Annotated in this window: 8 protein-coding genes; 7 read left to right on the top strand and 1 reads right to left on the bottom strand. The window is 73.4% G+C overall.

All coding sequences use genetic code 11. From position 1 onward, the window contains the following. Nucleotides 1-6: 6 nt before the first annotated feature. Nucleotides 7-618: a nicotinate-nucleotide adenylyltransferase gene (gene nadD, locus ElP_RS07550; protein WP_145268029.1), complete on the top strand. Its 612-nt coding sequence runs from the start codon at nucleotides 7-9 to the stop codon at nucleotides 616-618. 193 nt (nucleotides 619-811) lie between these two features. Further along, nucleotides 812-2014, top strand: coding sequence for a baeRF10 domain-containing protein (locus ElP_RS07545; protein ID WP_145268028.1), 1203 nt, complete (start codon nucleotides 812-814; stop codon nucleotides 2012-2014). Between the two features lie 53 nt (nucleotides 2015-2067). On the opposite strand, the gene ElP_RS07540 is transcribed toward ElP_RS07545, so the two are convergent. After that, nucleotides 2068-3270 carry an alpha/beta hydrolase gene (locus ElP_RS07540; protein WP_145268027.1) on the bottom strand — a complete coding sequence of 401 codons (1203 nt, stop codon included), beginning with the start codon at nucleotides 3268-3270 and terminating at the stop codon, nucleotides 2068-2070. A gap of 319 nt (nucleotides 3271-3589) precedes the next feature. Here ElP_RS07540 and ElP_RS07535 point away from each other — a divergent pair, with 319 nt between their 5' ends. The 5 genes from ElP_RS07535 to ElP_RS07515 all read left to right on the top strand — a co-directional run bounded on the left by ElP_RS07535 (nucleotide 3590) and on the right by ElP_RS07515 (nucleotide 13379). Beyond that, nucleotides 3590-7366, top strand: coding sequence for a hypothetical protein (locus tag ElP_RS07535; protein WP_145268026.1), 3777 nt, complete (start codon nucleotides 3590-3592; stop codon nucleotides 7364-7366). 147 nt (nucleotides 7367-7513) lie between these two features. Next, a complete protein-coding gene (locus ElP_RS07530; protein WP_145268025.1) occupies nucleotides 7514-8278 on the top strand; it encodes a sugar phosphate isomerase/epimerase family protein in 765 nt (254 codons plus the stop codon). A 205-nt stretch (nucleotides 8279-8483) separates the two neighbouring features. Then, the gene (locus ElP_RS07525) at nucleotides 8484-9956 is read left to right on the top strand and encodes a dihydrolipoyl dehydrogenase family protein (protein WP_145268024.1); all 1473 of its coding nucleotides are present in this window, start codon (nucleotides 8484-8486) and stop codon (nucleotides 9954-9956) included. Between the two features lie 82 nt (nucleotides 9957-10038). Continuing rightward, nucleotides 10039-11886: a DUF5060 domain-containing protein gene (locus tag ElP_RS07520; RefSeq protein WP_197446790.1), complete on the top strand. Its 1848-nt coding sequence runs from the start codon at nucleotides 10039-10041 to the stop codon at nucleotides 11884-11886. A 38-nt stretch (nucleotides 11887-11924) separates the two neighbouring features. Beyond that, a complete protein-coding gene (locus ElP_RS07515) occupies nucleotides 11925-13379 on the top strand; it encodes a sulfatase (RefSeq protein ID WP_145268022.1) in 1455 nt (484 codons plus the stop codon). Nucleotides 13380-13385: the final 6 nt, after the last annotated feature.

Raw genomic sequence — 13385 nt, 5'->3', positions numbered from 1 at the left:
CTCGAGATGCGACTCGGACTCTTCGGCGGCACCTTCGACCCGATCCACCTGGGCCACCTCGTCCTGGCGGAGTCGTGCCGGGAGGCGCTGGGCCTGGACGCGGTCTGGTTCGTGGTCGCCGGCCAGCCCCCCCACAAGCAGGGGGGGCGGACCCCGGTGGCCGACCGGGTCGAGATGGCCCGGATCGCCGTCTCGGGGAACCCCCGGTTCGAGGCCTCGGAGGTCGAGGCCCGGTCCCCGGGTCCTCATTATACGTATCGGACGCTGGAGGCGGTCTCCCGAGACCGGCCGGGGGACGAGCTGTTCTTCCTCGTCGGCGGCGACAGCCTGGCCGACCTGCCGACCTGGCGGGAGCCGGGCCTGGTCATGGAGCGGGCGACGGTGGTGGCCGTGGGGCGGCACGGGTCGGTGGAGCCCCCGGGGGAGGCGATCCGGGCGATCGTCGAGGCCCATCCCGCCGCCCGGCCGATCGAGCGGGTCGACGCGCCGAGGATCGAGGTCGCGTCCCGGGACCTGAGGAAGAGGGTCGCCGAGGGCAGGAGCATCCGCTATCTAGTCCCCCGAGGGGTGGAGGCGTACATCGAGGCCCGGGGCCTCTACCGATCGGCCCCGGGATGAACCCCGGCTGGCGTCCGATTTGCATCAATCTGGCCCGCGAGTCGACCCGGCCCCGGCGTCCCGAGGCTCCCCCTGGCCCGGGTCGGGGATGGGGCCGGGCGGATCGAACCGGGACGGGCGATCGGGCCGATCGCCCGCCGGACACGGCCGGACGCGCCTCGGCCGGAACCCAGAGCGGAGAGGACCGACCTCGATGATGCCGATCACCCGAAGCGACCTGGAAATCCTGCTGGACTCGCCCGACCGGACCGACTACGTCGTCAGCGCCTTCGCCGACCTGACCGTCAAGGACGGCTTCCGCCACTTCGCCGAGACCAACCTCGCCAACATCGCCCGGCAAGCCGGCCTGGCGCTGTCCGAGGCCGAGGCCCGACAGGTGCTCGACGAGCACCTCCGGCCGATCCTCCGGGCGGTCGACCAGGCCGACCCCGCGGCCCGGGGCCTCGCCGCCTTCAGCGCCCCCGGCCGCGGCCTCTTCCACACGGTCGAGCTGCATTTCCCCGTCGAGGACCGGGTGGTGATCGACGAGGAGCCGTTCGTCCTCCCCCTGCTGGAGCGCTGGTACGGGGATCCGAGCTACCTGGTCGCCCTGGTGGATTCCCACGAACTGCACCTCTTCGAGGCCCACTCCGGCCACGCCGAGCACGTCGCCGGCCTGAACAAGGAGGTCCCGACCGAGATCCAGCGGGACAAGCCCCGGTTCACCTACAAGAAGCGGTTCAACGACGCCTGGCACGAGCGACAGCAGCAGCTCACCAACGACGAGTTCCTCAAGGGCGTGGCCGGCATCATCTCCGAGCACTACCGGTCCGTCCCGTTCACCGGGCTGATCCTGCTCGGCCAGTCGTCGACGACCGCGGCCGTCCGCCGGCTCCTTCACAAGGAGGCGGCCTCGGCGGTGGTCCTGGAGCACCCCCAGTCGATGCGGCCGGGGCCGAAGGCCCAGGACGTGGAGGACGACGTCTCCCGGGCCATGGAGCAGTGGAAGGCGTCCGAACGCTCCCGGCTGCTCGGCGAGCTGGAGCAGCGCTGGTCCCGGGGCCATCTCGTCGCCAACGGCCCGACGGAGGTGCTCGACGCGCTCCAGCAGGGCCGGGCCGTCGAGATCGTCTTCGGGCCCGACCGGACGATGGCCGGGTCGCGTTGCGGCTCCTGCGGCTACCGGTTCGGCGTGCCGACCGCGGAGTGCGTCTATTGCGGGGGCCGGACCAGCAGCGTCGACGCGGCCCAGGAGATCATGCGGATGGCCCTCCGCCAGCGGATCGCCACGGTCCACCTGCTCGACCGCCCCGACCGCCGCGCCGAGGATCCGCTGAGGCGATCCAACGGCGTCGCGGCCCTGCTCCGGGCCGAGGCCAACTGGTCCCCCCCGGGGGAGGGCCCCGAGGCCGGGTGACCGACCGAGGGGGCCGGGCGTTCCGACCGGGGGAAGTGCCCCAATCGGATTGATCAGCGGATCGTCCCCGGGGTCGGCCGGGAGGCGGCCCGCGTCACTCCCTCGTCGATCGGCCCGGATTCGTCCTCCGAGGCGAAGGAGATCCGCCGGGGGATCTCCTTCCGGGCCGCCTCGCCGAGCTTCAGGTCGGGCCTGGAGAACGGGTCGAACACCGAGCTGGGCCATCGGACCAGCCGGACGCCGTTGGCCAGGGTCACCCGGGGGATGCTCGCCAGGTCGTCCGAGACCAGGGGGGGGCGGATCGGCAGGCCGTCGTCCCGGTGTCCGAGGTGCTGGAACCGGGACCCCGAATCCGTCAGCTCGTCGAGCGACCGCCCCGAGAACCCGGCCAGCAGCGCCAGGTCGGCGGCCTTCCAGAAGACCTCGCGATCGAAATGGTCGACGGACGCCCCGTTCATCTGGAAGGCGTGCAGCGGCCCCTCCCCGGTATCCAGCCAGGGCAACGCGGCCATCGGCGCCGCGTGGTCGGCGATCAGGGGGGGGTCGACCGTCCGGTCGCTCCGGAGGAAGAGGAACTGCTTGTTCTTCCGGGGGATCGAGCGGGCCCCCTCGAAGATCTCCCGGGCCCGGTCGTCCCCGACCACCACGTCCTCCTGGGCCGCGGCGACGACGAGGGCCGTCGAGGCGGGGATGTCGGCCAGCTCCGGCCCGCTCGCCGGGAGGACCTCCCCCGGAAGGGCGGCCACGACCGCCTTCGGCGCCGGCAGCCCGACCTCGTCGGCCATCGCCGCGAGCTGCACCGCCAGGTTCCCCCCGGCCGAGTGGCCGATCAGGGCGAAGCGGTCGCGGTCGGGCCGGACCCTCCCCGGCGCCGTCTCCAGGACGGCCACCGCGTTGCGGATGGCGTCCAGGGAGTTGGGGAGGAACTCGGCCGGGCGTGTGGTCCAGTCGTCCTGGTATCGGGGGTAGATGACAATGTGGCCGCGGCGGGCCAGGTGGGCGATCCAGGCCCCGTACAGGCCCGGGTTGGTCGACATCCAGCCGTGCAGCAGGACGACGACCGGGGCGGGCTCGTCCGGCCTCGGCTCGGCGGGCTCGAACAGCCAGTACGACCGGGCCCCCTCGCCGAAGTTCAGGGCGAGCATCGCGGCGTGGGGGGCGGCCCGGCGGGTGGCGGGGCCGTCCTCATGGATCGTGGCCGGTGTTCCCGTCCCGTTCAGCATTCCGGCCAGCAGGATCGCGAGCGCTGGTCCCACGGCAAGACCCTCCTTGGTGTCGCTGGGCCGGGGCGCCTGATCATCCTGGAGATCGGGTCGTCCGACGTGTCCCCGAGGGGCCTCCGGACGCCCGGCCCCCTATGCATATCCGCTCCCGGTCGATCGGGGAAGCCGGGTCCGGCCATATCCGGGAAAATCGGCAGAATGGGCCGAATCGGCTCAAGCGGGGCCGCCGACCCGGCCGATGGATCACGATAACGTTCCGGGGAGGATCGGGAGCCGATCCCGGGATCCCCGGACTCGGACCGGGCCCGCAAGGAGGCGGGCCCGAGCCCTGACCGAAGGAATCGGGGTGCGGATGCGCGTCGCTCGATGCGGCACCTGGGAGGGCCTGCCGTCCGCCCTGGCCGCGATGCTCGTGGTGCTCGCCGCCGCCGGCCAGTCCTGGGCCGGGTCGGCCCCGGTCCGCCTGACGATCGAGGTGGCCTGGAGCCCGGTCCCCGGGTCGGTCGTCAGCCCCCAGGCCCCCGGTGTGGAGGGCGCCTCGCTCGAACTCTCGGCCGGTCGGGTCGTCGGTGCCGTCGCCTGGCCCTCGGACCTCGCCTCGGACTCCGACCCCGAGCCGAACCCCTCGGGGGCCTGGAGCCTCGGCCGGGATGCCTCGGGGCGCTCCCGGGTCCGGATCGAGGTGCCGATCGGGGCGAGCCTCTCCGTCCGGGCGGGCGGGACGACCTGGACCATCCCCGTCGCCGCCCTGCTCGACGGCCCCCAGCGATCCCCGAGCACACGGGGGGTGGTCGTCGAGGTCCGTCGCCTCCCCTGGGATGCCCTGGAGGTCCGGGTCCCCGGCGACGGCACCGCGACGCCCGGCTCGATCGTCCCGGTCACCGTCGGCCTGAACGTCCTCGAACCCGAGCCGACGGACGTCGACCTGACGCTCTCGGCCCGGCTGAGGCCGATCCGGGGGGGCCGCCCGAGCTGGGAGGAGTCGACGCGGCTGACGCTCCGGACCAATGCCCCCACCGCTCCCGTCCACGTGCTCTCGGTGCCGACGCCGGCCGAGGAGGGGACCCACGTCCTGGAGCTCTCCGCCTCGTGGGCCCCCCGGGAGCCCTCGGGAGACGGCTCCCGATTCTCCCGACTCTGGCGGCGCCTCGGGAAACGGGTCGCCGGGTCGGCCGCGCGCCGGGTGAGCCTGGCGGTGTTCGACGAGGCGGGGACGGCCCCGGGGGCCCCGGTCGCCCGGGCCTCCGACGCCGATCGAAGCGAGGTGCTGGTCGATTCCGCGGAGCTGGGACGGCCCCGGGGGCTCCGACCCCGGCCCGAGGGCCGGACGCCGGCCGATTCCCCGGCGATCGACGCGAGCTGGGCCGTGCCCCCCGAGCTGCTCGTCGCCCCTCCCCGCCGGGAGCGGATCTGGAGCCTGATCAGCCGGGTCGGCACCGACGACCGGCCGCTGGCCGAGGCCGGGGCCGACGGGCTCTCCTGGACGGCCGCCCCGCTGAAGGTCGGTCACCCGGATCGGCCGCACCGGCTGGAGCTGGCCGTCCTCGGCGGGGATCCCTCTGCCATGGAGGTGGCGATGGTCGCCCCCGGCGACCGGCCGAGGCTGTTGCTCGACGCCCGGGGATCGGGCCTCGAGGTCGTCCCGGGCGGCGGGCCGCCGGTCGTCCTGTCCTGGCTGGTCTGGCCCGACACGGCCGACCCCGTGCTGATCGTCGCCAACCGATCGGGCACGCATCCCCTGAGGCTCGGCGACGCGAAGCTGTTCGAGCTGACCGACGAGCCATCCCCGCTCCCCGTCGTCGGCCCGCCCTCTGGCGGGGGGCGGGGCCTGGCCGTCCGGATGGGAAGCCTCGCCGACCTGGAACGCTTCGGGGGCGCCGCCGACGACGGCCCCGACGACCCGATCGCCCGGGGGAGGCACCTGGCCGCCTATCTCGGCTCGGTCGGCGCCTCGGCCGTCGTCCTCCCGAGCGTCCCCCCCGACCGGGAAGTCCGTGCCGCCCTCGAGGGCCAGGCCGCCGAGGATCCGATCGGTCCGGATCGGCGATCGGCCTTGCGATGGGTGCTGGGGCGTCTGGGGATCATGGCGATCCTCGAGATTCGGGTCGACGGGGAGACGCTGCCGGGCTTGCCACCCGCCGGCTCCGTGGAGGCCGAGGCCGGGGGCCTGGCGAGGCTCGACCGATCCGGCGAGGCGGATACCGACCGTCCCTCCTATAACCTGCTCCGGCCCGAGGTCCAGGAGGCGATGATCCGGCTCGTCACCTCGGCACTCGAGACGCGATCGGCGACGGGGTCCGGTGCCGGGTCTGGCCCTCCGGGCGCGGTGCTCTTGCGGCTCGGGCCCGGGCCCACGCTGCCGGGGAGGCCCGACACCGGCTTCGACGACCGGACCTTCGCCCGGTTCGTCGCCGAGGCGATCAAGGGGGAGGACGCCCCCGGGCTCGACCCGGGCGACCCCTCCCGGTTCGCGGACCGGCATGCCTATCTGACCGGGCCGGCCTCGGTGCCCTGGCTGACCTGGCGGTCGAGGGAGGTCGGCGCCTTCTACGAGAGGCTCTCGGCGGCCGTGGCCGGGGCCTCGCCCGGCGCCCGGCTGATGCTCGTGACGCCGGGGCTCGACGACGGCCCGGCGGGGGCCGAGGCCCGCCGGTTCGAGCGGGACGGGCTGCCCCCCGACGCCGCCTGGCGGTCCCTGGGGCTCGACCTGGCCGACTGGCCCCGGGGGCCCGGCACCGACCCGATCCTCCTCCGAGGGGCGGGAGTCGGGCCCGGGGGCCTCGAACGCGACCTGGCGACTCACCCGGCCCTGGACGCCCAGGTCCGGGACCGGCCGGCCCGGGGGCTGATGCTCGGGCTCGCCGACGGGCCGAGGGGGCGGACGACGCGTCCCGAGGTCGTCCCCTCCCCCATCCGGCTCTCCTCCCCGGCGATCCCCCCGGGGCCGGCGGGAGATGAGGCGTTCGGCCATGCCCTGGCGGCCCTCGACCCGGGCTGGGTCGTCGTGTCGAGCCCTTACCTCGCCGGCCAGGAGGATCGCCTCCGCCGGTTCGCCCGGGTCTACCGGGCGTTGCCCATGCCGGGGAACGGGCCCTCCCAGACGGCCGGGGGCGGGGTGATCGTCCGGACGTGCCCCGCCGGCGACTCGACCTACCTCTCCCTGGCCAACGACACGCCCTTCGCGGCCCGGGTCTCCACGGTGGTCGCCGCGACGGCCTCGGCGTCGGTCGATGATCTCGGTAAGGGCGTCCCGCTGGAGACCGAGGCGGCGGGCGGGGGGCGCCGGGTGACGGTCGACCTGCCCCCCTTCGGCGTCTCGGCCCTGCGGGTCGACGCGGCCGGGGCGAGTCTGGCGTCGGTCTCGGCGGCCTACGAGTCGAGGAGGGAGGCCCACCGGCAGGCGGTCTCCCGTCGGCTGCAGGCCCTCGCGCAGGGCGGCTCGATCGCCGAACTCAACCCCGGGTTCGAGCCGGGGTCGGTGGTCCGGCAGGCGTCGGGAGATCCGGACGGCCGGCCGGGATCGGACTCGGGCTGGCTCGCCGAGGGCGGGGCCGGCGCGACGGTCGAGATCGACCCATCCCGGTTCCGGACCGGGAGAGCCAGCCTCCTGCTGACGGCCCCCGAGGCCCCCTCCTGGGCGTCGAGCCCACCATTCCCGACCCCGGGGCCGACCGCCACGCTCCGGGCCTTCCTCCGGACCGATCCGCCCGACGCGCAGGTGAGGGTCCGGATCGAGTCGGACCCGGGGGCCGCCGAGCCGGTCCGGCTCGCGGCCGACCTGCCGGGGGCCGGCCGGGGGGACTGGTCCCCGATGGCCCTCCGCGCCCCCGGGCTGCCGGCGGGGCCGGACGCGACGCTCCGGCTCCGGTTCGAGCTGCGGTCTCCCGGGCGGCTCTGGATCGACGACCTCGCCCTGACCGGCCCCGGCCTGGCCCAGGCCCGCAGCTGCCTGACGGCCGCGTTGCAGGCCGATGAGGAGGGGAGGGTCGCCGAGTTCGCCCGGCTCGCCCGGTCGCACTGGGTCGTCGAGGCGGGCGGCCCGATCGACGACCGCCCGACGGCCTCGGCCGTGGCGCCCCTGGCCGGGGAGGTGTCGACTGACCTACCCTCCGGGACCCGCCTCAGGTAAGATCACCCGGTCGATGCCGGCGCAAGGGACGAGGCGCCTCGCATCCGATCGGGGAATGATCCGTCGAGGGCGGTCGCGGGGCATCGGACCGCCCCCGGTACCCCCTTCGGCACGCCGACCTCCTCGGGAGGGTCAGGAGGGCCTGGGATGTACGTCTCCTGCAGCACGCTCTGCTTCGGAGACCGGCCGATCGAGGCGGCCCTGCGCCAGATCGCCGAGCTGGAATTCAACCGGATGGAACTGGCGCTGATCGAGGGCGGGCCGCACCTCGGCCCCTCCGACGTCGCCCGGGACCCGGACGGGGCCCTGCACCGGCTCCGCACCGGCCCGAGCCTGGCCTCCTCGGCCCTGGACCTGGACTTCGGGCCCGTCGACGCGGAGACCCTGCGGACGCGGTTCGAGGCGATCTGCCGCTTCTCGAAGCTCCTCACGGTGGCCGTCCTGACGATCCCGGCGGCGCCGATCGGCTCGCCGATCGAGCAGGAGGTCGAGCGGCTCTCGTCGCTGGCGAGCGTCGCCAACCGGGAGGGCCTGGTCCTCTCCGTCCGGACCCACCGCGACACCCTGACGGCCGACCCCGCCGTCGCCCTCGATCTCTGCAAGCGGGTGACCGGCCTGGGGGTTACGCTCGACCCCAGCCACTACGTGCTCGGACCCTTCTCGGGCCGGAACTACGACGACCTGTTCCCCTTCGTCCAGAACGCCCACTTCCGGGACACCGGCAAGAACCCCGGCGAGGAGCAGGTCCGGATCGGCCAGGGGAAGGTGGACTACGCCCGGATCGTCACCATCCTGGAACGGCACGGCTACAACCGGTCGCTCACCGTGGCGCTGCACAACCGAGGCGACAGCCCCTTCGACGTCGAGGTCGAGGTCCGCAAGATGAAGCTCCTGCTGGAGAGCCTGATCTGACGGCTCTCCGCCCCGGAAGTCTTCCCCCACGTCCCCCCCTGCCCCGACGCTGGCGATCGCATGGCGCCGCGGCTATAATCCGCGGCGCGGACGGGTCGAGAGGCGTCGGGCGTCGCCACTAAGTCGGCCCTCCCCGGCCCATCCGGCCGAGGGGGCGGGCCCTGTGTGTGGGCCTGTCCTCTCCGGGACGCGTGGGGAGGGGACGATGTATGACCTGGTGGTCCTGGGCGGCGGCTCGGGCGGCCTGAACGTGGCCGGGGCCGCGGCGGCGGTCGGGGCGAAGGTCGCCCTGATCGAGGCCGACCGCCTGGGGGGCGAGTGCACCTTCACCGCCTGCGTCCCCAGCAAGGCCCTGCTGCACGCCGCCGACCTGGCCCGCCGGATCCGGCAGGCCGACCGCTACGGCCTGGGCGTCCCCCCCCCCGAGGTCGACTTCGCCGCCGTGATGGACCGGGTCCGCGGGGTGGTCGCCTCGTTCGCGGGGTCGGACGTGGAGGCGATGCGGGCCCGGGGCGTGCATGTGATCTTCGGCCGGGCGGCGTTCGAGGCCTATGACACCGTCCTCGTCGACGGCTCGACCCGGGTGAACGGCCGGGCCTTCGTCATCGCCACCGGGTCGAGACCGAGCCTACCGCCGATCGAGGGGCTGGAGGCCGCCGGGCCGCTGACCAACGAGACGTTCTGGACCCTGAACGCCCGGCCCGAGTCCCTGGCGATCATCGGCGCCGGCGCGGTCGGCGTCGAGCTGGGGCAGGCGATGGCCCGGCTCGGGGTCGAGGTCACGCTGATCGAGTCGGCCCCCCGTATCCTGTCGGGGGAAGACCCGGAGGTCGGCGACCGGCTCCGCCCCGAGCTGGAGGCCGAGGGGATCACGATCTTCACGGATGCGGAGATCGCGAAGGTCGAGCAGCGGGACGGCAAGAAGGTCGTCCACTTCTCCGACCGGTCCACCGGCGAGGCGTTCGAGGCCGGTCGGGATGCTCTGCTCGTCGCCGCCGGACGCCGGGCGAACCTCGAGGGCTTGAACCTGGGCGCGATCGGCATCGAGGCCGACCCGGCGGAGGGGATCCCCGTCGATGCCTACTTGCAGACGTACGCCCGGAACGTCTACGCGATCGGCGACGTGATCGGCCACCACCAATGGACCCACGCCGCCGAACGGGAGGCGGCCGTCGCCTTCCAGAACGCCGTGCTGCGGATCCCGAAGAAGGTCGACTACTCGGCGATGCCCCACGCGACGTTCTCCGACCCCGAGGTCGCCGAGGTCGGCCGCACCCACGGCTTCGAGCCCGGGGAACGGGCCCGGATCTTCCGGGTCGAGTACGAGGAGGTCGACCGGGCCCGGATCGAGGGCCGCACCCACGGATTCGCCAAGGTGGCGGTGGATCGCTCGGGCACGATCCTGGGCGCCACCATCATGGGAGACAATGCGGCGCTGGTGCTCCAGGAGTTCGTCGTGGCGATGGAGAATGGGTTGACCCTCAAGCACCTCCTCAACACCGTGCACCCCTACCCGACACACGCCGGCCTCGCCCGGGCCCTCGCCACCCGATTCGCCGCGACCCGGCTCGAGAGCGGGGCGGCCCGGGCCGCCCTCCGGCTCGTCTACGGCTACCACCCGGATCGCCCCGATCCGTCCCCGTCTCCCGCATCGGGCGACGGGGCCGGCGGCGGGTGAGCCGGCCCCCGAGGCCATGCCGAGGCCGACCCGGGCCGTCCCCCTGAGACGCGCTCCCCCGGACCCAGAGGACGACCGACCCATGAGACGCGCGAGACGCCGGGCCATCTGCTTCGCCTTCGCCGCCCTGGGCGGCTCCAACGTCGGGGCCGGGACGGCGGCCCAGGCCGAATCCCGGACCTGGCACCCCGTCACGATCGACGTGACCGGCCCCGAGGCCGACGAGGCCGACGAGGTGAACCCCTTCCTCGACTCCCGGATGGACGTGACCTTCGTCGCCGAGGACGGCACGCGGGTCGTGGTCCCCGGATTCTTCGCCGCCGACGGCGACGCGGCCGACTCGGGCGCGACTTCGGGGGACGTCTGGCGGGCCCGGTTCGTCCCCGACCGCCCGGGTCGCTGGGATTATGAGGTCTCGCTCCGATCGGGCGACCGGATCGCCCTCTCCGACGACCCCGAGGCCGGCGACCCGGCCGAGGGGGACGGGACTTCGGGGACGCTCGGGGTCTCGGCCGACCCGGACGCCCGGGGGATGCTCCGCCACGTCGGCCGACGCTATCTCCGATTCGCCGGCACTGGCGCGTGGTTCCTCAAGGGAGGTGCCGATAGCCCCGAGAACTTCCTCGCCTATGCCGACTTCGACGGCACCTCGTCCGGCCGTCGCCGGGGCGGCGGTCCGCGGCCCGGCGAGGCCGACGCCGCCGGGTTGCACTCGTATGGGCCCCACGTGGGGGACTGGGCCGAAGGGGATCCGATCTGGGCCGACGGCAAGGGCAAGGGGATCATCGGCGCCCTGAACTACCTGGCCTCCCAGGGGATGAACTCCGTCTACTTCATCGTCATGAACGTGGAGGGGGACGGGGAGGACGTCTGGCCCTGGGTGACCAGGGACGCTCGGGAGCGGTTCGACGTGTCGAAGCTCGACCAGTGGGAAGTCGTCTTCTCGCACATGGACCGGCTCGGGATCATGCTCCACGTGCTCCTCTCGGAGACGGAGAACGAGAATCTCTTCGAGCACGAATCGGGGGACACCGAGTTCGCGGACGCCCGGAAGCTCTACTACAGGGAGCTGATCGCCCGGTTCGGCCACCATCCGGCCCTGGTCTGGAACCTCGGCGAGGAGAACGGCGGCCACCCGGAGACGGACCCGGAGCCCCACGGCCTCTCCAACACCGTCGAGCAGCGGAAGGCCTTCGCGGACTACCTGAAGGCGATCGACCCGTACGATCACCCCGTCGTCGTCCACACGTTCCCGAACCAGTACGAGAAGATCTATCGACCGCTGCTCGGCCACCCGACGATCGACGGCCCCTCGCTCCAGATGGGCGACATGGCGAAGGCCCACGACGAGACGATCCGGTGGATCGACGCCTCCGCCGCCGCCGGCCGACCCTGGTTCGTCTGCCTCGACGAGATCGGCCCCGCCAGCACCGGCGTGAAGCCCGACGCCGACGACCCCGGCCACGACGATGTGAGACGCCACGCCCTCTGGGGCAACCTGATGGCCGGCGGGGCGGGCGTCGAGTGGTACTTCGGCTACCAGTTCCCCGACAACGACCTGGACCTCGAGGATTTCCGGAGCCGGGCCAACATGTGGGCCCAGACCCGGATCGCCCTCGACTTCTTCCATGAGCATCTCCGGTTCTCGGAGATGGCCCACGCCGACGAGGTGGTCGTCTCCCCGGAGGGGGGCTACGGTTTCTCGAAGCCGGACGAGGTCTACGCCGCCTACTTGCCGACCGCCCGGGGGGCCCGGCTCGACCTGCCCGGTGCCCGGTTCTCCGTCCGCTGGTTCGACCCCCGACACGGGGGGGAGCTTCGGTCGGGTTCGGTCGACGACGTCGAGGGCGGCGACCGGACGGACGTCGGCGAGCCGCCCGACGACCCGGGGGAGGACTGGGTCGTGCTGCTCCGGGCCGTCCGAGACTGAGGGCGGTGGCCGAAATGCCGACGTCGGGAGATTCAATCATGAACGCGTCGAGCCTGGTCCCCCTGCTCCTCCTCGCGTCCGCCGGGCCGCCCGGGGACGAAGCCCGTCCGAACGTGGTGTTCATCCTGGCGGACGACCTCGGCGTGATGGACGTCGAGCCGTACAATCCGGAGACTTTCTACGACACGCCGAACCTCTGCCGGCTGGCCTCCCGGTCGATGCGATTCACCGCAGGATACGCGGCGAACCCGGTCTGCAGCCCGACCCGATACAGCATCATGACCGGCAAGTACCCGACCCGGGTCGGGGCCACCAACTGGTTCTCCGGCGTCCGCGAGGCCCGGTTCCGGGGCGCCCCGCTGAACGACCGGATGCCGCTGGAGGAGGTCACCCTCGCCGAGGCGATGAGGGACGGCGGCTATCGGACCGCCTTCCTCGGCAAGTGGCACCTCGGGCCGACCGAGGAGTTCTGGCCGGAGCACCAGGGGTTCGAGGTCAACGTCGGCGGGGCCCGCGCCGGGTCCCCGCCTGGGGGGTATTTCGCCCCGTACGACAACCCCAGGATGGAGAGCGGCCCCGAGGGGGAATACCTCACCGACCGGCTCGCCGACGAGGCAGCCGCCCTCATCGAGCGGTTCCGGGAAGAGCCGTTCCTCGTCTACCTCTCCTTCCACTCGGTCCACACCCCGCTCCAGGCGCCGGAGGACCGGACCGAGCCCTACCGCGAGGAGGCGGCATGGTTGGGGGTCGACGACGCCTCCCGGTTCGCCCCCGTGGAACAGGTCTGGCCGGACGCGGGTCCCCGGGAGGTCCGGGTCGTCCAGGACCACCCGACGTATGCGGCGATGGTGTCGAGCATGGACCGGGCCGTCGGGGTCGTCCTGGACAAACTCGACGAACTGGGCCTGGCCGACGAGACGATCGTCTGCTTCACGTCCGACAACGGCGGCCTGTCGACCTCGGAGGGCTCACCCACCTCGAACCTCCCCTACCGGGGGGGCAAGGGATGGGTGTATGAGGGGGGCATCCGGGAGCCGTTCCTGATCGCCTGGCCGGGCGTCACCGACGGCGGCGGCACCTGCGACGTGCCGGTGATCAGCACCGACTTCTACCCCACCCTGCTCGACATCGCCGGCTTGCCCGGGAGGCCGGAGCAGACGCTCGACGGCGTCAGCCTCGCCCCCGTGCTCACGGGGGCGGCCGACGCACTCGACCGCGACGCCCTGTTCTGGCACTACCCGCACTACTCGAACCAGGGCGGCTTCCCCGGCGGGGCGATCCGAGAGGGGGACCTGAAGCTGATCGAGCGGTTCGAGGACGGCCGCGTCAATCTCTACGACCTCGCCTCGGATCCCGGCGAGCGGCTCGACCTGGCGGCCGAACGCCCCGAGGTGGTCGATCGCCTCCGGGATCGGCTCCATCGCTGGTACGAGGAGGTCGGCGCCGAGTTCCTCCGGGCCCGGGAGGTAGGCCCCGAGCCCTGGCGACCCTGATCCCCC

It is taken from the genome of Tautonia plasticadhaerens (genome assembly GCF_007752535.1).
Lineage (GTDB): Bacteria > Planctomycetota > Planctomycetia > Isosphaerales > Isosphaeraceae > Tautonia > Tautonia plasticadhaerens.
This window is presented reverse-complemented; position numbering and strand designations above follow the sequence as displayed.